Annotated in this window: 15 protein-coding genes; 10 read left to right on the top strand and 5 right to left on the bottom strand. The window is 74.4% G+C overall.

Annotation, left to right across the window (positions count from 1 at the left end):
• The first annotated feature begins 27 nt into the window (after positions 1-27).
• The 3 genes from DDP54_RS03930 to DDP54_RS03925 are packed head-to-tail and all read left to right on the top strand — an operon-like array spanning position 28 to position 6,856.
• On the top strand, positions 28-3,387 hold the full coding sequence (locus DDP54_RS03930; RefSeq protein WP_347338494.1) for an ATP-dependent DNA helicase: 3,360 nt from the start codon (positions 28-30) through the stop codon (positions 3,385-3,387).
• A complete protein-coding gene (locus DDP54_RS18890) occupies positions 3,384-4,079 on the top strand; it encodes a UvrD-helicase domain-containing protein (RefSeq protein WP_347338493.1) in 696 nt (231 codons plus the stop codon). Before DDP54_RS03930 ends, DDP54_RS18890 begins: the two co-directional genes overlap by 4 nt.
• Positions 3,998-6,856: an ATP-dependent DNA helicase gene (locus tag DDP54_RS03925; RefSeq protein ID WP_197711312.1), complete on the top strand. Its 2,859-nt coding sequence runs from the start codon at positions 3,998-4,000 to the stop codon at positions 6,854-6,856. Before DDP54_RS18890 ends, DDP54_RS03925 begins: the two co-directional genes overlap by 82 nt.
• A gap of 80 nt (positions 6,857-6,936) precedes the next feature.
• Here DDP54_RS03925 and DDP54_RS03920 read toward each other — a convergent pair whose 3' ends face one another.
• The gene (locus DDP54_RS03920; RefSeq protein ID WP_109130634.1) at positions 6,937-7,878 is read right to left on the bottom strand and encodes a phosphotransferase; all 942 of its coding nucleotides are present in this window, start codon (positions 7,876-7,878) and stop codon (positions 6,937-6,939) included.
• A gap of 87 nt (positions 7,879-7,965) precedes the next feature.
• Here DDP54_RS03920 and nudC point away from each other — a divergent pair, with 87 nt between their 5' ends.
• A complete protein-coding gene (gene nudC / locus DDP54_RS03915) occupies positions 7,966-8,940 on the top strand; it encodes an NAD(+) diphosphatase (RefSeq protein ID WP_347338492.1) in 975 nt (324 codons plus the stop codon).
• Between the two features lie 42 nt (positions 8,941-8,982).
• Here the strand turns inward: nudC and DDP54_RS03910 are convergent, their stop codons facing one another.
• Positions 8,983-9,246 (bottom strand): mycoredoxin, encoded by a 264-nt coding sequence (locus DDP54_RS03910; RefSeq protein ID WP_109130633.1) that lies wholly within the window; start codon positions 9,244-9,246, stop codon positions 8,983-8,985.
• A 125-nt stretch (positions 9,247-9,371) separates the two neighbouring features.
• On the opposite strand from DDP54_RS03910, the gene DDP54_RS03905 reads away from it, so the two are divergent.
• The gene (locus DDP54_RS03905) at positions 9,372-11,471 is read left to right on the top strand and encodes an ATP-dependent DNA helicase UvrD2 (protein WP_109130632.1); all 2,100 of its coding nucleotides are present in this window, start codon (positions 9,372-9,374) and stop codon (positions 11,469-11,471) included.
• A gap of 534 nt (positions 11,472-12,005) precedes the next feature.
• On the top strand, positions 12,006-12,356 hold the full coding sequence (locus DDP54_RS03900) for a WhiB family transcriptional regulator (RefSeq protein WP_277949580.1): 351 nt from the start codon (positions 12,006-12,008) through the stop codon (positions 12,354-12,356).
• Between the two features lie 27 nt (positions 12,357-12,383).
• Here DDP54_RS03900 and DDP54_RS03895 read toward each other — a convergent pair whose 3' ends face one another.
• Complete coding sequence (locus tag DDP54_RS03895) at positions 12,384-13,430, bottom strand: ThiF family adenylyltransferase (protein WP_109130631.1); 1,047 nt, start codon at positions 13,428-13,430, stop codon at positions 12,384-12,386.
• A gap of 174 nt (positions 13,431-13,604) precedes the next feature.
• Between DDP54_RS03895 and DDP54_RS03890 the strand changes: the two genes are divergently transcribed.
• The gene (locus DDP54_RS03890; protein ID WP_242448426.1) at positions 13,605-14,210 is read left to right on the top strand and encodes a M48 family metallopeptidase; all 606 of its coding nucleotides are present in this window, start codon (positions 13,605-13,607) and stop codon (positions 14,208-14,210) included.
• Here the strand turns inward: DDP54_RS03890 and DDP54_RS03885 are convergent.
• Positions 14,196-15,617: a zinc-dependent metalloprotease gene (locus DDP54_RS03885; protein ID WP_109130629.1), complete on the bottom strand. Its 1,422-nt coding sequence runs from the start codon at positions 15,615-15,617 to the stop codon at positions 14,196-14,198. The two genes, DDP54_RS03890 and DDP54_RS03885, sit on opposite strands and share 15 nt — an antisense overlap.
• A gap of 64 nt (positions 15,618-15,681) precedes the next feature.
• Here DDP54_RS03885 and DDP54_RS03880 point away from each other — a divergent pair, with 64 nt between their 5' ends.
• Entirely contained in the window at positions 15,682-16,773 is a 1,092-nt protein-coding gene (locus DDP54_RS03880; protein ID WP_242448209.1) for a nucleoside-diphosphate sugar epimerase, read from the top strand.
• Between the two features lie 7 nt (positions 16,774-16,780).
• The gene (locus DDP54_RS03875) at positions 16,781-17,932 is read left to right on the top strand and encodes a S16 family serine protease (protein WP_242448208.1); all 1,152 of its coding nucleotides are present in this window, start codon (positions 16,781-16,783) and stop codon (positions 17,930-17,932) included.
• Between the two features lie 34 nt (positions 17,933-17,966).
• Here the strand turns inward: DDP54_RS03875 and DDP54_RS03870 are convergent, their stop codons facing one another.
• Entirely contained in the window at positions 17,967-18,521 is a 555-nt protein-coding gene (locus DDP54_RS03870) for a PPA1309 family protein (protein ID WP_109130628.1), read from the bottom strand.
• 138 nt (positions 18,522-18,659) lie between these two features.
• Between DDP54_RS03870 and DDP54_RS03865 the strand changes: the two genes are divergently transcribed.
• Positions 18,660-21,629, top strand: a complete 2,970-nt coding sequence (locus DDP54_RS03865) for a UPF0182 family protein (protein WP_109130627.1) — start codon at positions 18,660-18,662, stop codon at positions 21,627-21,629.
• The last annotated feature ends 39 nt before the right edge of the window (positions 21,630-21,668 follow it).

Genomic DNA, 21,668 nt, shown 5'->3' with positions numbered 1-21,668 from the left:
GTGGGCGGCGCGTGATGTGATCGGGGCGTGAACCCGGGTCCCTCGTCGCACGCGCCGCTGCGGCTCGTGCGTCCTCGGCTCCTGGACCCCGTGGGCGCGGCTTCGGCGGGTGTGGCGTCGGTGGGTGTGGCGTCGGCAGGTGCGGCACAGGGCCACGACTCCGGCGCCGAGACCGGTGCGGTCACCCTCGACATGCCAGGCCCGGTGGGCGCGGCGCTGCTGCTCGACCCGGACCAGCAGGCTGTGGTGGACCGCGTCGCGGGCGGCGGTGACCGTGCGCTGCTCGTGCTCGGCGCCCCGGGGACGGGCAAGACGACGGTCGCGGTCGAGTCCGTCGAGGCCGCTGTGGCGCGCGGCGACCTCGCCCCGGAGGACGTTCTCGTCCTTGCGGCGAGCCGCCGGTCGGCCGCGGACCTCCGTGACCGGTTGTCCGCTCGGCTCCAGCTCACGTCCGGGCAGGCGATGGTGCGGACGGCGGCGTCGGCGGCGTTCGCCGTCCTGCGCGCCCGAGCCGGTCTGCTCGGAGAGCCCGCGCCGACGCTCATCTCCGGTCCCGAGCAGGACCTTCTCCTCGCCGAGCTGCTCGCTGGCCACGCCGAGGGGGACGGGGTGCCCGTCACGTGGCCGCAGGGCGTCCCCGTCGAGGCGTTGGGATTGCGGGCGTTCCGCGACGAGCTGCGTGACCTGCTCATGCGTGCCGCCGAGCGCGGGCTGACGCCGGTCGACCTCGCGGAGCTGGGCGAGCGCCACGGCCGCTCGGCGTGGGTCGCGGCGGCCGTCGTCTACCAGGAGTACCTCGACGTCACGGTGCTGCGTGCGGCGACCCCGGACGTCGGCGCGCGGTACGACCCGGCCGTGGTCGTCGAGGAGGCCGCCGAGGCACTCCTGGCGTGGGACGACGAGGTCGCCGGCGCGCCCCGACCGCGGTGGCGGCTCGTCGTGGTCGACGACCACCAGGAGAGCACCGCGGCCACCGCGCGCCTGCTGCGGGTGCTCGCCGAGGACGGCGCACGGCTCGTCCTCCTCGCGGACCCGGACGCGGCGGTGCAGACGTTCCGTGGCGCGAGCCCGGCGCTGGTCGGGCGCGCGGACGTCGAGGGCGACGGCCCGGGCGAGCTCGGCGCCGAGCGGCTCGTGCTCGGGACCGTCTGGCGGCACGGCACCCGGCTGCGCGAGGTCGTCACCGACGTCGCCGCGCGGGTCGGTGCGGTGGGTGCCGTGGCCCACCGTCGCGCGAGCGCCCCCGACCAGACCGACCCCGGCACTGCGCGGGTCGCCATCCTCCCGAGCGCCGCGCAGGAGGCGGCATACGTCGCCCACACGCTGCGGGCCGCGCACCTCGAGGACGGCACGCCGTGGGACCGCATGGCGGTCATCGCCCGATCGGGCGCGCAGGTGACGGCCCTGCGGCGCTCGTTGGCCGGGGCCAGCGTCCCGGTCACCGTGAGCGGGAGCGACGTCGCGCTCCGCGACGAGCCGGCGGTGCGACCGCTGCTCGAGGCGGTGCGGTGCGTGCTCGCCCCCCCGGCAGCGCGTGCGGGGTCGTCGCGTGCCGCTCTTGACGCCGACACCGCGGCCCGGCTCTTGTGCTCTCCGCTCGGCGGCCTCGACGCCGTGGGGCTGCGCCGCGTGCGACGGGCGTTGCGCGCGGAGGAGATCGCGGGCGGCGGGGGGCGTACGAGCGACACGCTGCTCGTCGAGGTGCTCGAGGACCCCGCGCGCGCAGCGAGCCTCCCGGCCACCGTGCGCCGCCCCGTGCTGCGGCTCGCGGAGCTCCTCGCCGCCGGACGCGCCGCCGCGGACGCCCCGACGGCCGACGCGCAGACCGTGCTGTGGTCACTGTGGGACGCCGCCGGGCTCTCGCCGGTCTGGCGACGCTCGGCGCTCGCGGGCGGGACGTCCGGCGCGCGCGCCGACCGGGACCTCGATGCGGTGCTTGCGCTGTTCCGCGCCGCCGAGACGTTCGTCGACCGCATGCCGCAGGCACCCCCGGGCGCCTTCGTGGACTGGGTGCTGTCCCAGGACCTCCCGGCCGACACGCTCGCGGCACGTGCGCACCGCGAGGCCGTCGCAGTGCTGACGCCCGCGGGCGCGGCAGGCCGGGAGTGGGACGTGGTCGTCGTCGCGGGGGTGCAGGAGGGCGTCTGGCCGGACCTGCGGCTGCGCGACTCGGTGCTCGGTGCGCAACAGCTCGTCGAGCTGCTCGCCGGGCGCGAGCCGGACGCGGGCCAGCTCGGGGCGGGTGCACGCGCCGCGGTGCTGAGCGACGAGCTGCGCTCCTTCACGGTCGCGGTCTCGCGGGCTCGTCGCAGCCTGCTCGTGACCGCGGTCGCCGACACCGACGCCCAGCCGTCCCCGTTCTGCGAGCTGGTCGAGCCGTGCGACGAGGACGTCGACCCGCGCCGGGCCCAGGCGCCGTCGCCGCTCGACCTGCGCGGACTGGTCGCGCTGCTGCGTTCGCGGCTCGAGCAGAGCGTGCTCGACGGATCTCCGGACAGCCGCGCCGCTGTGCTGCTCGCCCGGTTGGCACGTGAGGGCGTCGCCGGCGCGGACCCTGCCGGCTGGCACGGTCTCGCTGACCCGTCGAGCGACGCCCCGCTGTGGCGACCGGACGAGAAGGTGCCCGTCTCACCGTCGAAGGTCGAGGCCGCCGCGACGTGCGCGCTGCGCTGGGCGCTCGAGGCCGCCGGTGGCACGGCCGCGGCGAGCGCCGGCCAGTCGCTCGGGACGCTCGTCCACTCGATCGCGCAGTCACACCCGGCGGGTTCGCACGCGGAGCTGGCGGCCGAGCTCGACCGACGCTGGGGCGAGCTCGGGCTCGGGGCGGGCTGGCCCGCCGTCGTGGAGCGGCGCCGTGCCGAGCAGATGGTGCGCCGGCTCGCGGAGTACGTGCGCGACGCAGGTCGGCCGCTCGTCGTCGAGGGTGAGTTCCTGCTCGAGCTCGACCGAGCCGTCGTGCGCGGATCGGCGGACCGCATCGAGGTCGTGGACGAGGGCGGCCCGGACGAGCCCCCGACCGTGCGAGTGAGCGACCTGAAGACGGGGCGCCAGGCTCCGTCGCCGGCGCAGGCGCTCGAGAACCCGCAGCTGGGTGCGTACCAGCTCGCGGTCGACGCGGGCGCGTTCGCCGAGCTGCCGCCCGGCACCCGCAGTGCGGGCGCCCAGCTCGCCTTCGTCTCCGACGTCAACAAGGGACCGGCGCTGCGCACCCAGCCTGCGCTCGGACCCGAGGACGACGGCCCCAGCTGGGCGCGAACGCTCGTCGAGGACGTCGCGGGACGCATGGCCGCGTCGACGTTCACCGCGACCGTGAACCCCCTGTGCCCGCACTGCCCGGTCCGGCGCAGCTGCCCGGTGCGCGACGAGGGTGCGCAGGTGGTCGAGTGAACGAGGCGTTCACAGCCGTCGGCATCGCGACCCTGCTCGGCAAGCACCCGCCGACCGCCGAGCAGGTCGCCGTCATCGAGGCACCGCTGCACCCGTCACTCGTCGTCGCGGGAGCGGGTTCCGGCAAGACCGAGACGATGGCCGCCCGCGTCGTGTGGCTGATCGCGAACGGTCACGTCGCGCCCGAGCAGGTGCTCGGGCTGACGTTCACGCGCAAGGCCGCCGGCGAGCTCGGCGACCGTGTGCGGCACCGTCTGCGTCATCTCGCTCGCGCCGCCGCCCGCGACGGGCTCGTGCTGCCGGGACTCGTCGGCCTCGGCGGCGTACCCGGCGCCGGACCGGGGCTCCTCGATCTGGCTCGTCCGACCGTTGCGACCTACAACGCGTACGCGGCGTCCCTCGTCGCCGACCACGCGATGCGGCTCGGTGTGGAACCCACGTCGCGGCTGCTCGGTGAGGCGGCGCAGTGGCAGCTCGCGAGCGAGGTCGTCGAGTCGTGGACGGGCGACCTCAACACCGACTCGGCGGTCTCCACAGTCGTCGAGTCGGTCCTGACCCTCTCGGGGGCGCTCGACGAGCACCTGCTCACCCCCGGGCGGCACGGACGGGCATGGAGTCGATCATCGAGGCGATCCGGGCCACGCCCGCGGGCTCACCGCCGCGCGGGCCCTACGCGAAGGTGGTCGAGCTGACGCGCGTGCTCGAGGAGCGCACGCGCATCCTCGACCTCGTCGAGGACTACCGCGCGCGCAAGCGCGCCGCCGACGCGCTCGACTTCGGCGACCAGGTCGCGCTCGCGGCACGGCTCGCGCGCGAGGTCCCCGAGGTGGGTGCGGGCGAGCGGGCGCGGTTCCGGGTCGTGCTGCTCGACGAGTACCAGGACACCTCCTACGCGCAGCTGACGCTGCTGGCAGCGCTGTTCGGCGACGGCCACCCCGTGACGGCCGTCGGCGACCCGAACCAGTCGATCTACGGCTGGCGCGGCGCGAGCGCGGGCGGCCTCGAACGGTTCCCGGAGACGTTCCCGGTCCACGAGCACGCGCCCGACGGCGCGGTGAACCGCCGGCTCGCCGACGTCCATCTGCTGTCGACCTCGTGGCGCAACGACGCGGCGGTCCTCTCGGCGGCCAACCACGTCGCTGCACCGCTGCGCAAGGCCAGCACGCGCGTCGAGGTCCCGGAGCTCGTCACGCGGCCCGGTGCGGGGCTGGGACTCGTGCGCGCGCACGTCGCCGCGACGCTCGAGGAGGAGGCGGCGGCCGTCGCGCGGTTCCTCTCCGAGCGCTGGCGACCCGCGACCCCGGGGACCGAGCGGGTGAGCGCCGCCGTCCTGTGTCGCAAGCGGGCACAGTTCACCGTCCTGCGTCGAGCGCTGCGCGAGGCGGGGCTGCCCGTCGAGGTCGTCGGGCTCGGCGGTCTGCTCTCCACACCCGAGGTCGTCGACCTCGTGGCCGCGCTGCAGGCCGCCCACGACCCGTCCCGCGGGGACGCCCTCATGCGGCTGCTCACGGGTGCACGGACCCGCCTCGGCGCGGCAGACCTGCATGCGCTCGGCGCGTGGTCGGCCGAGCAGGCCGCGGGGCTCGGGCGACAGCACCGGCGGCAGGCCACAACGGGCGGTCCCGGCGAGGCCACGGTCCCGGTCCCGGTCGAGGGTGACGTCGTGGACGAGCGCAGCATCGTCGACGCCCTCGACGGGCTGCCCCCCTCAGGCTGGCACAGCCACTCGGGGCGCTCGCTGACCGAGACCGGCCGGGCGCGTCTGGTCGAGCTCGCCGAGCTGTTGCGAACCCTGCGCTCGCACACCTACCTGTCGCTGACCGAGCTCGTCGGGGAGGCCGAGCGGCTGCTCGGGCTGGACATCGAGGTGGCCGCACGCGCGGGCGCGACCGCGGGCCGGGCGCGGGCGCACCTGGATGCGGTCCGGGACGTCGCCGTGCAGTTCGCGGACGGCGCCGACAGCCCGACCCTCGGCGCGTTCCTCGCGTGGCTCGCGGCCGCTCAGTCCCACGAGAACGGCCTCGACCTGCCCGTCACCGAGCCGGACCCCGACGCGATCCAGCTCATCACCATCCACGCCGCCAAGGGCCTCGAGTGGGACGTCGTCGCGGTCGCAGGCCTCGTCGACGGCGGGTTGCCGGCCATCCGCACCGGCGGCAAGGGCGGCCCGTCGGACTCGGCGTGGCTCACCGGTCTCGGCCGGTTGCCCTACCCGTTGCGGGGCGACCGGGCCGACCTCCCCGCGTTCGCCTACGCGGGCGCGGACAACCCGAAGGACCTCGACCTCCGCCGCGGTGAGTTCCTCCTGGCTGCCGGCAGGCACCAGGTCGCGGAGGAGCGACGGCTCGCCTACGTCGCGATGACGAGGGCTCGTTCGGCGCTGCTGCTGACCGGCGCGTGGTGGGGCGACGGCACCGGTCCACGGCGGCCGTCCCTGTTCCTGACCGAGCTTGCCGACGGGGGCCTGGTGTCCGCCGCCGACTGGTCAGTCGAGCCGTCCGACGGCGAGTCGAACCCGCGGACGGGCGCCGAGACGCCGCCGCTGTGGCCCACCGACCCGTTCGGTGCCGCCGTGGACGGGGCGCCGCCCGCGCGGCGCACCGCTGTGGAGTCCGCTGCCGCGGCTGTCCGGACGGCGATGGCCGCGCCGCCGCCGACCGTGCCGCCGCCGACCGCGCTGCCGCGGGCCGGTACGGAGCCGGGAGCGATCGGCTCGGCCCCGTCGACCGGGGCCGCGCTGCCGGACTCCCCAGGTGAGCGCTGGGACCACCTGGCGGACGTGCTGCTCGACGAGCGCCGCCGCGCCGCGTCACCGTCGAACGACGTCGAGCTGCCCGCGCACCTGTCGGCGTCGGCGGTCGTCCGTCTCGCCGCCGACCCGCAGGCGTTCGCGCTCGCGCTGCGGCGGCCGGTCCCGCTCGAGCCGTCCCCGCAGGCCCGTCGCGGCACGGCGTTCCACGCCTGGGTCGAGGGGTGGTTCGGTGCGGCCTCGCTGGTCGACGTCGACGCGCTGCCGGGGGCCGACGACGACTCCGTCCGGGTCGATGCCGACCAGGGGGCGCTGCGTGCGGCCTTCCTGGCGACGCCCTGGGCCGACCGGACCCCGCTCGAGGTCGAGGTCGACATCGAGACGACGGTCGCGGGCTACGTCCTGCGTTCACGCGTCGACGCGGTGTTCCCCGACCCCGACCGGCCGGAGGTGCCGGGTGCGGTCGTCGTCGTCGACTGGAAGACGGGCGCGCCGCCGTCGGACCCGGTCCAGGTCGCGGCGCGGGAGCTTCAGCTCGCGGTGTACCGGCTGGCGTGGTCGCGGTGGAAGGGCACGCCGCTCGAGCACGTGGGTGCGGCGTTCTGCTACGTCGGCGTCGGCCGGACGGTCCGACCCGAGCGGCTGCTCGACGAGGACGAGATCACCGAGCTGCTGGCCGGTGCCGCGGAGCAGCGCACGGTGCCCGGCGCTGTCAGCTGACGGAACGGGTCAGCCGCGGGAGCCGGGGCGCCTGCGGGAGCCGGGGCGCCTGCGGGAGCCCGGTCAGCTGACGGAGCGGGTCAGCCGAGGGAGTGGGCCGGCTGGTCGGCGTCGTTGGTGTGCTCGTCCAGCTCGGCGAGCATCTGCACCGCGTCGTCGACCACGTCGTCGTTGCCCGAGCGCACGCCGTACAGGAGCCACCGGGCCAGGGCGAGCTCGCCCGCGAGCAGCGCGCGGTCGGTCAGGTGCGGGTCCAGCAGCTCGGTCCGGCGCAGCTGGTACGCCTCCATGATCGAGTCGACGGACTCCTGCGGTGCGGCCACCAGGAGCCAGGACAGGTCGTCGGCGGGGTCGGCCACCTTCGCGTCCCCCCAGCTGAGGATCCCGGTGACGGCGCCGCCGGCAGTCAGGACGTGCTCCGCCGTCAGGTCGCCGTGCACGAGCGTCGGGGAGAAGCGCCACAGCGAGACGTCCTCGAGCCGCTCCTCCCATCGCCGCAGGAGCCGCGGCGGGACCTTGCCCGTCCGGGCGGCCTCGTCGATCTCGGCCTGCCGGCGGTCGCGGTAGGCGGGCGCGTCGTACACCGGGAGGCCGGCGTTCTCGACGATCGCCGTCGGCAGCTCGTGGATCGCGGCGATGGCGCGCCCGAGCGATGCGGCGAGCCCGGGCCCGGGACCGAGCGCCTCGAGGCGGAGCGGGTGCCCGGGGACCTCGGGGTACACGACGGCTCGGCCACCCTCGGGCAGGTGGGCGAAGCCGGCGGCGCGTGGCACGTCGAACGGGAGCTTGCCCGCGTCGACCTCGGCGATGACACCGTCGAGCAGCGCGACCTCGGCCTCGAGGGCCGCACCGGCGCCTGCGTGGATCGGTGCGCGCACGACCCAGCGCTTGCGCACCGAGTCGATGACGACTGCGGTGTCGAACTCGGTGCCGGCGACCTGGGGTCGCCGGACGTCGAAGGCGTCGAGTCCCGGGACGGCGACGGTCGCCAGGGCAGCGAGAGCGAGCGGTGAACGGGGCACCGGCCCAGGATAGGCGCCGCTCCGGGGAAGGGCATGGAGGGCCCGGGCGTGTCTGCGATGTCCGAGTTCCGCGCGTACCGTGTCGGGGTGATCTCAGCCGAGCTCCCGCTGTCCCGGACGACGACGGACCGCGCAGCGGACCTGCGCGAACGCCCCGACCTGGTCGCGGCGCTGCTCACCGACCCGACGACGCTCGTGCTGATGGTGCACGACGGGTCGGTCGTGACCCGCGGGGACGAGAGCCCGGAGCTCGTCCTGCTCCCGCCCGGTCAGGCCGCGCTCCTCGCCCCCGGCGGCGAGCTGCCCGAGGGGTGGATCTTCCTGGGGGTCGACGACGTCGACCGGTTGCCCGGTGTGAGCCCCACCGAGACCCGGCCGGCGGGTGCGCCCGGCTATCTCGCGCGGCTCGTCCCCGATCTCGACGGTGCGGTGCTGCTCGGGGGGGACCGGTGGTCGTCGCTGCGTGAGGTCGGCGCGGTGCTGTCGGCACGGGACGCCGGGCTCGCCACCGCCGCGGTCGCTCTCGAGCGGTGGCACGTGCGTCATCCGCGCTGCCCGCGGTGCGGGGCGGCCACACGGTCGGAGCAGTCCGGCTGGGTACGCCGGTGCGTCGTCGACGCCTCGGAGCACTACCCGCGCAGCGACCCGGCGGTCATCATGGCGGTCGTCGACGAGGCGGACCGCATCCTGCTGGGGCACGGCGCGCTGTGGCCGGAGCACCGGTACTCGACGCTCGCGGGGTTCGTGGAGCCCGGCGAGTCGGTCGAGCACGCGATCAGGCGTGAGGTCCGCGAGGAGGTCGGCGTCATCGTGGGCGCCGTCGAGTACCGCGGCAGCCAACCGTGGCCGTTCCCCGGGTCGCTCATGCTCGGCTTCCGCGCGCAGGCCCTGTCGACCGAGGTCACGGTCGACGCGGTCGAGGTCACCGCGGCCCGCTGGTTCACCCGCATGGAGCTGCGCGCGGGGATCCGCTCGGGGTGGGTCGGGCTGCCGAACAACACCTCGATCGCGCACGCCCTCATCGAGGAGTGGTACGGCTCGGAGCTGCCCGACGCGATCTGACCGACCGCGTTCGTCGGTCGGCGTCGTCGGCCGGCCGGGAGGTCAGTTGGCGAGCCGCGCCCGCACGTCCGCGAGCGACGGGTTGGTCGCCGCCGAGCCGTCGGGGAACACGATGGTCGGCACCGTCTGGTTGCCGCCGTTGACCTGCTCCACGAACGCGGCCGCGTCGGGAAGCTCCTCGATGTTGATCTCGGTGTAGCCGATCCCCACGGAGTCGAGCTGTGACTTCAGCCGGCGGCAGTACCCGCACCAGGTCGTCGAGTACATCGTGATGGTGCCGGACTCGGGCAGCGTCTGCGTGGTCATGGGTCCCTCTCGCGCGTGGGTGGTCGCCGGGTCCAACGCGCGCCGGCCCGGATCCCTTCCCGCGGGGCCGTGACGGTGGGGCCGCGCGACCCGGATGTCAGCCGGGGCTGAGACAATCGCGGACGATGACTTCCGACGATCTCCTGGCCGCGCTCGACGAGGACCAGCGCGCTGTCGCGCTCGCACTGACGGGTCCCGTGTGCGTGCTCGCGGGCGCCGGGACGGGCAAGACGCGCGCCATCACGCACCGGATCGCGTACGGCGTGCGGACGGGGGTGTACCGCCCGACGACGGTCCTCGCGGTCACGTTCACGGCCCGCGCGGCCGGCGAGATGCGCACGCGTCTGCGTGAGCTCGGGGTGGCCGGGGTGCAGGCGCGCACGTTCCACGCCGCGGCGCTGCGTCAGCTGGGCTTCTTCTGGCCGAAGGTCGTCGGCGGGGCGCCCCCGCGGATCCTCGAGCACAAGGCGCCTGCGGTCGCCGATGCCGCGCACCGGCTGAACCTGCCGGTCGACCGGATCTCGGTGCGTGACCTCGCCTCGGAGATCGAGTGGGCCAAGGTCTCGCTCGTCACGTCCGACGACTACGTGCGGGCCAGCGCCGCGATCGATCGACCGGCCCCGGCGGGCTTCGACCGGCAGGCGGTCGCGCGCCTCATCGCGGCCTACGAGGAGGTCAAGACCGAGCGCGGGGTCATCGACTTCGAGGACGTGCTGCTGCTGCTCGCCGCGATGCTGGGGGAGCGCCGGGACGTCGCGGAGGAGGTCCGAGCCCAGTACCGGCACTTCGTGGTCGACGAGTACCAGGACGTGTCGCCGCTCCAGCAGCACCTGCTCGACCAGTGGCTCGGCGGGCGCGAGGAGCTGTGCGTCGTCGGCGACCCCAGCCAGACGATCTACTCGTTCACGGGCGCGACCCCGCACCACCTGCTGACGTTCACCACGGCGCACCCCGGTGCCCAGGTCGTGCGGCTCGTGCGTGACTACCGTTCGACGCCGCAGGTCGTCAGCCTCGCCAACAACCTGCTCGCGGGCGCCGAGCGGGAGTCCCGGATCCGGGGTACGCGCCGGACGGGTGCGAGCGCCCCGCTCGAGCTGATCGCGCAGCGGCCGGCCGGGCCGCCGGTGGGGTTCGCGGCGTACGACGACGACGAGTCGGAGGCCGCCGGGATCGCCGCCCGGATCGGGCAGCTCGTCGCCGCAGGCACCCGACCGAGCGAGATCGCCGTGCTGTACCGCACGAACGCGCAGTCGGAGGCGTTCGAGCAGGCGCTGGCCTCGGCGGGCGTCGGCTACCTCGTGCGCGGCGGCGAGCGGTTCTTCGCGCGCCGTGAGGTGCGCGACGCGCTCATGCTGCTGCGCGGTGCGGGTCGCGCGGTCGACCCGCTGACGCCGATGCCCGAGGTCGTCCGCGACGTCCTGATCTCCTCGGGCTGGTCCCACGAGCCGCCTGCGGCCCGCGGTGCCGCACGTGAGCGGTGGGAGTCGATGCAGGCCCTCGTCGCGCTCGCCGACGACCTCGCGACGGCCGCCGAGGCGGCGGGCGGACGCGCGAGCCTCGCCGACCTGGTCGCCGAGCTCGACGAACGCGCGTCCGCCCAGCACGCGCCGACGGTCGAGGGGGTCACGCTCGCGTCGCTGCACGCCGCGAAGGGGCTCGAGTGGGATGCGGTGTTCCTCGCCGGGATGAGCGAGGGCCTCATGCCGATCTCGCTCGCCGAGACGGACGGAGCGGTGGCCGAGGAGCGTCGCCTGCTCTACGTAGGGATCACCCGCGCACGGGAGCACCTCGAGCTGTCGTTCGCGCGGTCGCGCAACCCGGGCGGGCGGGCGTCGCGGCGTCGGACGCGCTTCCTCGACGGCCTGTGGCCGGGCGAGGAAGGACGGCCAGGTCGCGCGGGCGCCGGTGCCGGCCGGGCCGGCGGCGGTCGGCGGGGGACGGACGTGCAGGTGCCGACGGCGGCCCGGGACCTGACCACGGACGCGGACCTGGAGCTGTACGAGCGCCTGCGCGGCTGGCGGGCGGGGGTCGCGACGCAGACCTCGCGGCCCGCGTACACCGTGCTCGTCGACGCGACGCTCGCCGCGATCGCCCAGCTCAAGCCCGGGTCGATCGCCGAGCTCGCGCGGATCAACGGCATCGGCCCGGCAAAGCTGGACAAGTTCGGGCCCTCGGTTCTCGCGGTCGTCGCGGGCGGCGCCTCCGACGCCACGGACGAGCACTGAGCGTCCCGGTTGCGGCGGCCACGGCCGCCTGCCCCGAGCTCACGCAGCCGTCAACGAAGGCTCGCGAGATCTCGTGCGCTTAATTGGTTGTGCTGTCGGAACGGCCCGCCTTACGCTGTGACACGTCCTTGGTGAGAGGCCGCGCCGACACGGTGCAGGCCCGATGAAGAGAGGGGGTGCGAGTGATGAATCTGACGCTGAACGCAGCTGTCCAGGCGGCAGTCGTCGTTGCGGTTCCCACGCGCTCCCTCGCGCCCACCAGCGGGCTGTTCCAGGGGCGTCGTGCGCCCATCGCCGGCGGTCGCCTCATGACGGCATCTGGCCCGAGCTTCGGCTTCCGTGGCCTCGCCTCGACCGCATCCGACCCCGCACCAGGATCTTGATGGTCTGACCGACCAGATCCAGGCCGCGGAGTCCACTCGGATACCGCGGCCTTCGTCTTTCCCCCGATGTCTCGGGTGGGCGGCGCAGGTTCCCCGGCACTCCGGAACCGACGTGCACATCGCTCATCAGCAAGGACATCAGGAGGACCTCGTGCGGCTCACGACGCTGCTCGACACCGTGAACCAGGGCGGATCCGGCCCCTGGCCACCGACGGCCGTCACCACCACCGACGACCGTCAGAAGTTCGACCGGATGATCGCCGACCTCATCCCGTGCCGCTCGAACGACCCCGAGCTCTGGTTCGCGGAGCAGTCCGCCCAGGTCGAGCTCGCCAAGGCCCTGTGCCGCGAGTGCCCGCTCATGGCGGGCTGCCTGGCCGGTGCGATCGAACGGCAGGAGCCCTGGGGCGTGTGGGGCGGAGAGGTCTTCGTCGCGGGTGCAGTCGTCGCGACGAAGCGCGGACGGGGCAGGCCGCGCAAGGTCGTCGCCCCCGCTGCCTGATGCCGTCCGTGCCGCCGCGGCACGGCGTCAGGTCAGCGGGGTCGGCGCAGTCGGCGTCAGGGTGGTGCACCCGCAGCTCGGGTGCACCACCCAGGGGCGTCGTCGTGGCGCCACGTCCGGCAGCGTGACCTCGTAGGACGCGCCGCGGGTCGCGGGCGACCCGCCGTCGAGGTGGGCCAGGACCTCCGCGGCCGCCAGGGCGCCGCACAGCCCGGCGAGCACGCCGACCTCGCCGCGCAGCACCCCGACCCGCCCCTCGCGTCCCGCGAGCTGGGCGACGACCGTCGGCCAGCAGTCGTCGACGTCCGCCCGGTGCAGGTCCACGCACCGCAGGCAGGGCCCGGCTCCGGGCACGACGAGCGGGCCGACGAGCGCGTCGGCCTCCCGGACCACGACCGACAGGTGGGTCATCCCCGCGGTCATGAGCGCGAGCCCCGCGGCCGGGTCGGCGGCGTCGCGTTCGACCAGCACGACGACGTCCGGAAAGGTCCCGTCGACCGGCTCGGTCCGCACGTCGGGCGCCACGTCGCGCACCAGGCGGCTCGCGACGTGCACGCGGCTGGAGCCCACGTCCCCGAGGCGGTACCCGGCAGCGCCCACGTCGACCGAGGTCACGTGACCGTCGTCGTCCAGGAGCACCGTCCCCACCCCCGCAGCCGCGAGCGTGACGGCGACCGTCAGGCCGAGCGGCCCGAGACCGACGACGCCGACCGTGCGGCCGGCGCGCGCCCGCACGAGCGCTGCGCCGTCGCCGTCGTCGCGCAGCAGGCAACCCACGGCTGCGTCGGCACTGGCGGCGGTCCGCACCCGCGGCCGGCTGCTGGCCGGGGTGCGGCATGTGAGGCGAGCGGTCTGCAGGGCGTCGAGCAGCTCTGTGGCGCGTCCGGCGCTCACCCCGCAGGCGCGCGCCCGGTCCACCAGCGCGTCGAGCTCGGGGTCGTCGTCGAGCAGGCGGAGCAGGCGGACCTCGCCGGCCCCCAGACCGCCCAGGCGCACGGCCCAGCGGGCGTCCGTGCCGATCTGGACCTCGGAGTCGGACCGGCTCAGGACGCGGAGGCCCGGACGGAGTCGCATGGCGACCTTTCTTCGCAGAGGGCGTCGACGCCGCGAACACTGGCACGCCGCGCATCTCGCGTGTGCGCGTCCTCCACAGGCCGTGTCTCGGTGCCGTCTGCGATGTCGCAGGTCGCGCGACCCGCTAGCGTTCTGCGCGTGCAACCGTCACGGGACCCAGCGCGCGAACCTGAGGTGGAGGTCCGCCGATCGCGGAACCGGGTGCGGACCGTGACGGCGTTCCGTGAGGGTGACCGCACGGTCGTCGCCATCCCCGCGCGGTTCACGCGCGCCCAGGAGCGCGAGTGGGTCCGTCGCATGGTCACGCGGCTCGCCACCCAGGAGCAGCGCCGCCGCCCGTCCGACGACGAGCTCGTGACACGCGCCGCCGAGCTGTCCGCCCGCTACCTGGGCGGCAGGGCGAAGCCCTCGAGCGTCACGTGGTCGAGCAACCAGGGCCGCCGCTGGGGGTCGTGCACCTCGATCGACGGGACGATCCGCATCTCCGACCGGGTCCGCGGCATGCCGGCCTGGGTCCTCGACTACGTGCTGATGCACGAGCTCACGCACCTGATCCACGCCGGGCACGGTCCGGAGTTCTGGGCGACCCTCGCCGTCTACCCGCGCACGGAACGCGCTCGCGGGTTCCTCGAGGGTGTGGCGTTCGCACCCCAGGGGGCGAGCGAGCTGGACGACGAGGGCGTCGCGAGCGACGGGCGGGACGACGTCGTGATCGTGTCCGACGGTCCGGACGACGACGTCATCGCGTCCGACGAGCCGGACGACTCAGTCGGTCGCTGAGCCCGGGTCCTCGCCGAGGATCTCCGCGAGCGCACGGTCGATCTCCGACTGCGCGTCCTGCGTGGCGGTCCGACGCGCGGAGTAGCCCGCCGGGTCGTCGAGGTCCTCGGTCGTCGGGAGCAGGTCCGGGTGGTCCCACACGGAGTCTCGGGCGGTGGTCCCGCCGTCGAGGGCGATCTGTGCCCAGAGCGCCGCGGCCTCGCGCAGCCGGCGGGGACGCAGCTCGAGCCCGACGAGCGTCGCGAACGTCTGCTCGGCGGGTCCACCCGCTGCGCGGCGACGCCGGATCATCTCGCGCAGCGCGACGGCGTGCGGCAGGTGCGGCAGGGCCGCGGCGGCGCTGACCTCGTCGACCCAGCCCTCGACGAGAGCGAGGGAGGTCTCGAGGCGGTCGAGCACGGCCTGCTGCTCGGGCGTGGTGTGCGGGGCGAACACACCGCTCGACAGGGCGCCCTGGAGGGCGGCAGGGTCGGTGGGGTCGATCGCGTGCACCGCGTCCTCGAGCGACTCGAGGTCGATGGTGATGCCGCGGGCGTACGCGGCGACGCTGCCGAGCAGGTGACCGCGGAGCCAGCCGACGTGCGTGAACAGCCGGGCCAGGGCGGCCTCGCGCAGCGCGAGGAAGAGGCGCACCTCGTCCACGGGTGCGTCGAGGCCCTCGGCGAACGAGTCGACGTTGCTCGGCACGAGCGCCGTGGACGGCTCCTTGACGAGCGGCAGACCGATGTCGGTCAGACCGAACACCTCGCGGGAGAGCGTCCCGGCAGCCTGGCCGACCTGCATCCCGAACACGGCCGATCCGAGCTGGCGGATGAGCTGGGAGCGGTCGGCGCCCGCGGCGGGGAACCCGAGACCGGGGATCGCCGGAGCGTCGTCGGCCTCGAACTCCGGCAGGGTCTGGGCGAGCGCCCCGGCGAGCGCGGTGGACAGCGAGGCGGCGACCGGCTCCGTCAGGATCCGCCAGGCCGGCAGGGTCTGCTCGACCCACTCGGACCGGCTCAGCGCACGGACCGGACCGCCCGACGGCGGGAGGTCCGTCACGGCGTCGAGCCACAGCTCGGCGACGGAGAACGCCTCGGTGACCTGACGGGCCCGCGGTGCGGCGACGACCGGGTCGCCCTCGGCGACGGCTGCCTGCCGCGCGACGTCGTGCGCGACATCCCAGTTGACGGGACCGCTGCCGGACGCCGCGAGCAGGCGCTGGATCTGCTCGAGCACCTGGCCGAGCATGGCGGGGTCGTCCGGGAGGCCGGACGCGGCGGCCATGGCGGCCGGGTCCATGCCCTGTGCGCGCAGCTGGCGCAGGGCCTCGTCGGTGTCGGGGCCGAACATCTGGCGGAGCATCTGCTCCCATGCGGGCACGTCGTCTCCACCGGGGGTGGATCCGGCGGGGCGGTCGATGCTCATCGGCGAACTCCTGGGACGATGGGCCAAGAAGCTCCACGGTAACTACACGGGACAGGATCGACGGATGGCGCGCGGCCAGGTTCGCTCAGGGCGCAGGGGAGCGGGGGACCCGCACGGTGCCACTCCCGGCGGCACCGACCCGCGCGAGGTCGTCGTCGTCGGGCCGGGTTCGGTGGCTGCGGGCATCGGGGCCTGGTTCTCCGCGGCCGGCAAGAGACCGGTGCGCGTGCTCGACGACCTGCCGTCGAGCGGGTCCGAGGAGGCGCTCGCGGACATCGGGGCGCTGGTCGTCGTGCCGCACCGGGGTGACCTGGCGGCGTCGTGGGCCGTGCCGCCGGCCCGTCGTCGGGCGGAGGTCGTCGACCTGGTGGAGCGGGCTCTCGCGGCGGCACGGTCGGCGCGCGTGCCGCACGTCGTGGTCGTCACGTCGGCGATGGTCCACGGCGCGGCGCCCGACCGAGCCGTGATCACGGACGACGCAGCGGTCATGTCTCCGGTCGGCGGCCTGCCGGAGGGGGTCGTGGGCGACCTCCTCGCGGTCGAGGAGGTGCTCGCCCGGTTCGCGCGGCGCAGCCCGCCGCTGGTGACGGTGCTGCGGCCCGCGGCCCTCGTCGGGCCGGGGATCGACACGATCATGACGCGGCACTTCGAGGCGCCCCGCCTGCTGGCGGTGCGCGGGGTCGTCCGGCCCTGGCAGTTCGTGCACGTCGACGACCTGGCCGCGGCGGTCGCGCTCGTGCTCGATGCCGGGCTCGCCGGACCGTTTACCGTCGGCGTCCCCGGTCCGCTCTCGGCGCACGACGTCGAGGCAGCGGCGGGTCTGCGGCGCATCGAGCTCGCGGCCGCGACCGCGTTCGGCACGGCCGAGCGGCTGCACCGCGTGGGTGCGCTGCCGGCACCGAGCTCGGAGCTCGCGTACGCCGTGTACCCGTGGACCGTCGACTCCGGCGGGCTGCTCGCGGCGGGCTGGGAGCCGCAGCGGTCGAGCTCCGAGTGCCTCGACGTCCTGCTCGAGGGTGTGCAGGGCCGCATCGCGCTCGCGGGTCGGCGGGTCGGTGCACGGGACGCCGCGGCGCTCGGTGCGGCGGGCGCCGCCGTCGCGCTGATCGGGACCGCGGCCGTCTGGCGTCGGGCCCGCACCAGCCGTAGGGGATGATCGGGGCGTGGACGACACGACCCCCGCGCCCGACGACGCCGACCTGGTCGGCACCGGTGCGCTCGAGCCCGAGACCGTCGGGCTGTACGAGTCCGATGCCGCGGCGCCCCCCGGCGCGCGCTCGATGACCCTCTCGATCGCCATGCTGGTCGCCGCGGTGCTCTTCGCGGTCCTCGCCGTGGTGCCGGCCCCGTACGTGGTGAGCTCGCCCGGGCCGACGCGTGACACGTTGGGGGAGCAGGGCGGCACGCCGCTCATCTCGATCGCGGGCGCACCGACCTACCCCTCGACCGGGCAGCTGCGCCTCACGACGGTCTCGGCGACCGGCGGTCCGGGGTACCCGTCGACGGTGCTCGGCGTCGTGCGCGGCTGGTTCGACGGCTCGTCGGCGGTCCGCCCGGTCGAGGAGCTGTACCCGCCCGACGCGTCGAAGGACGACGTCGACAAGGCGAACCAGGTCCAGATGACGTCGTCGCAGGAGAACGCGACGGTCGCCGCGCTCGAGGAGCTCGGCTACGGCGTCCCGGCGACCCTCACGGTCGCGGGCACGACGACGGGCAGCGGCGCGGACGGGGTCCTCCTCGTGGACGACGTCCTCGTGTCGATGGACGGCACGGCCCTGACCTCGTTCACCCAGCTCACCGACACCCTCAAGGCGACTGCCGCGGGCGCGACCGTCCACCTCGGGGTCGAGCGCGCGGGCTCACCGACCGACGTCGACGTCGTGACGACCGCGCGCACGGGCGGCGGGGCGCAGCTCGGGGTCCTGATCAACCCCACGTTCACCCCGCCGATCGACGTGAAGATCAAGATCGACGACATCGGAGGGTCGAGCGCCGGCACCATGTTCGCGCTCGGGATCATCGACAAGCTCACGCCCGAGGACGAGGTCAACGGCAACGTCGTCGCGGGCACCGGAACCATGGACATCTCGGGTGAGGTCGGTCCGATCGGCGGGATCCGGCAGAAGCTCGTGGGCGCCCGCCGGGACGGCGCGACGTGGTTCCTCGCACCCGCTGACGACTGCGCGGAGGTCGTCGGCCACGTGCCCGACGGGCTGCGCGTCGTGCGCATCGCGACGCTGCACGAGGCACGCGAGGCGATCACTGCGATCGGCGCGGGCACAGCGGACTCGCTGCCGACCTGCACGGCGGGCTGAGCGGGCGCCTCGACCGAGCGCCGGTCGCGTTGGCTCAGACCAGCGTGGCCTGGACCGCCTCGACCAGGCCGGGGACGAGCGTGGCCCCCTGGCCGACCGCGTCGTCCGAGTCGTTGCTGCGCGTGCGCACCGCGCACCAGCTCGTGCCGTCGCGCAGCACGCCGACGGCGATCCGCACGTCCTGCCGGTCGGGGTGGGCGGCGAGGTAGGCGAGCGCCTCGTCCGGGTCAGCCGGCAGGTTCTCCTCCGCCGCGGGCGGCAGCACGACGCGCTCGACCGTGACGGCCGCGCCGTCGACGCCCTCGGGCCAGGAGAGCGCAGCGAGCAGCTCCTCGAGGTCGTTCGCTGGAGGCAGGCCCTCCTGCTCGATCGAGGTCAGGTGGTACGGGTCGCGACCGGCGACCGCGAGCACGTGCGGCGGGAGCTGGGCGGCAAGACCCGGCTCGACCACGAGCGCCTGGGCCGTGCGCACGAGCGCGAACACCCGCACCGGACCGTCCCAGCCGCCGGTCGCCACGTGCCGCTCGATCTCCCGCACGGCCTCGGCCAGGCCGGCTCGCGGGGACAGGGTCACGATCTCGTCGCTCATGAGGACATCGTCGCATCCCCGATGTGGGAACCTGGGTCCGCTACCGGTCGTTCACCGTACGTCGGTGCACTGCACCGGCGCCCATGACGACCGTGCCCGCGACCACCGGGGCGCCGCGATGACGAGGACCCTGACGACGTGAGCTTCGGAACACCGTCCGCCCGACCTGCCCGACCCCGCCCGGTGCGCCGACGCGGTCCGCTCGGCCCCACCGTGGCGGTGCTCGTCGCGGTGGTCGTCCTCGTGATGATCCTCGCGCAGGTCTGGACCGAGGTCCTGTGGTTCGACCAGCTCGGCTTCGTCGACGTCCTCAAGGTCGAGTGGGGCACCCAGGCGATCCTGTTCGTCCTCGGCTTCGTGCTCATGGCAGGCGGCGTCGGGGCGAGCCTGCGGGTCGCCTACCGGTCACGGCCGATCTACGCGCCGTCGACGCCCGAGCAGGCGAGCCTCGACCAGTACCGCGAGGCCATCGAGCCGCTGCGGCGCCTGGTGATGATCGTCGGGCCCGCGGTCCTCGGCCTGTTCGCCGGCGGGGCCGCCGCGCAGCAGTGGAGCACCGTGCAGCTGTGGCTGCACGCCGTCCATGTCGGCCAGAAGGACCCGCAGTACGGGCTCGACCTGTCGTTCTACATGTTCACGCTGCCCGGTCTGCGGTTCGTGGTGTCGCTGCTGATGGCCGTCGCCGTGCTCTCGACCATCGCCGCGCTCGCCACGCACTACTTGTACGGCGGCTTGCGGGTCGGTGGTACAGCCGCCCAGGGCCCGCGCACGACGCGGTCGGCGCGGATCCACCTGGCCGTCGTCGGCGCCGTGCTGATGATCCTCATCGGTGCGAACTACTGGCTCGACCGGTACTCGGTGCTCATGCGCAGCGGGGACAAGTTCGAGGGCGCGAGCTACACCGACGTCAGCGCGGTCATCCCGTCGAAGGCGATCCTGGCCGGCGTCGCGGTGTTCGTTGCCGCGCTGTTCGTGATCACCGCCGTGCGCGGCAACTGGCGGCTGCCGACCATCGGCATCGCGCTGATGGTCGTGTCCGCGGTCGCGGTCGGCGGCATCTACCCCGCCGTCGTGCAGCGGTTCAAGGTCGACCCCAACCAGCAGGACGCCGAGGCGCCGTACATCCAGCGCAACATCGACGCGACCCGCCAGGCGTTCGGGATCGCCGACGTCGAGGTCGCCAACTACGAGGCCAAGGTCACGGCCGAGGCGGGCGCGCTGCGCTCCGACGCCGAGACGACCGCGTCGATCCGGCTGCTCGACCCGCAGATCGTCAGCCCGTCGTTCAAGCAGCTGCAGCAGAACAAGGCCTACTACAACTTCACGGACTCGCTCTCGGTCGACCGCTACACGGTCAACAGCGAGAGCCGGGACACCGTCATCGCGGTCCGCGAGCTCGACCTCGCAGGCCTCAACGTCGACCAGCGCAACTGGGTCAACGACCACACGGTCTACACGCACGGGTTCGGCGTCGTGGCCGCCTACGGCAACACGACGGCGACCGGCGGCCAGCCCGAGTTCTGGGAGGGCGGCATCCCGTCGGCCGGGGAGATGGGCAAGTACGAGGAGCGCATCTACTTCAGCCCGAAGTCGCCCGACTACTCGATCGTCGGCGCGCCCGGCGGTTCCGCGAACTGGGAGCTCGACTACCCCGACGACGCCTCCGGCGGACAGGTCAACACGACCTTCCCGACGTCCACGACGTCCGCGGGCCCGAGCATCGGCAACCCGTTCAACCAGCTCCTCTACGCGCTGAAGTTCGGCTCGGAGCAGATCGTCTTCTCCAACCGTGTGACGAACGACTCGCAGATCCTCTACGACCGTGACCCCCGCACCCGCGTCGAGAAGGTCGCCCCGTACCTCACGCTCGACGGCCGCGTGTACCCGGCGGTCGTCGACGGCCGCGTCGTGTGGATCGTGGACGGCTACACGACGTCCGACGGCTACCCGTACGCCGCGTCCCGCTCGCTCGAGGCGGCCACGACCGACTCCGTCACCCAGACGTCGGCCACCATCGAGGCCCTCGCGCCGAAGACCGTCAACTACATCCGCAACTCGGTGAAGGCGACGGTCGACGCGTACGACGGCTCGGTCAAGCTCTACGCATGGGACACGGCAGACCCCGTGCTCAAGGCGTGGAACTCGATCTTCCCGACGTCGCTGCGGCCGGTGACCGAGATCAGCAGCCAGCTGATGAGCCACATCCGGTACCCGGAGGACCTGTTCAAGGTCCAGCGCAACCTGCTCACCCAGTACCACGTGACCACCGCGACCGACTTCTTCTCCGGTGGCGACTTCTGGGCCAACCCGACGGACCCGTCCGCCGAGGACCAGGCCCTGCCGCAGCCGCCGTACTACCTGACGCTCAAGATGCCCGGCCAGACCGCCGCCGCGTTCTCGCTGACGTCCACCTTCATCCCGGGTGGTACCAACCAGCGCAACGTCCTGACCGGCTTCCTCGCGGTCGACGCCGAGGCGGGCAACACCGCGGGCAAGCCCGCCGACGGGTACGGCACGATGCGACTCCTCGAGCTGCCCCGCAACTCGACGGTCCCCGGGCCGGGCCAGGTCAAGAACAACTTCGACGCGGATGCGACGGTCTCCTCGACCCTCAACCTGCTGACCCAGCAGAGCTCGCGCGTCGTGCGCGGCAACCTGCTCACCCTGCCCGTCGGCGGCGGCCTGCTGTACGTCCAGCCGGTCTACGTGCAGTCCTCGACCGGCACGAAGTTCCCGCTCCTGCAGCGTGTGCTCGTGGCGTTCGGGGACAACATCGGGTTCGCGCCGACGCTCAGCCTCGCGCTCGACCAGGTCTTCGGGGGCGACGCCGGCGCGGTCGCTGGTGACGCCGGAGTTGTCCCGCCGACCGGGACGGGTGCCACGCCGACTCCGACGCCGACCCCGAGTGCCACCGCGACACCCGCGCCGACGGTGAACCCCGACGCCCAGGCCGCCCTGACGGCGGCGCTCGCGGATGCCAAGCAGGCGATCCTCGACGGCCAGGCCGCGCTTGCCGCCAACGACTTCGCCGCCTACGGCGAGGCCCAGAAGCGGCTCGACGCCGCCATCAGCGCCGCGATCGCGGCGGAGCAGGCACTCGGCAAGTAGCGGTGCGTGGGGGCGGCCGGGTCGAGCCCGATTTGGCCG

The organism is Cellulomonas sp. WB94 (genome assembly GCF_003115775.1).
Taxonomy (GTDB): Bacteria; Actinomycetota; Actinomycetes; order Actinomycetales; family Cellulomonadaceae; genus Cellulomonas_A.
The sequence above is the reverse complement of the archived record's forward strand: the minus strand, read 5'-3'. Positions and strand labels throughout refer to the sequence as shown.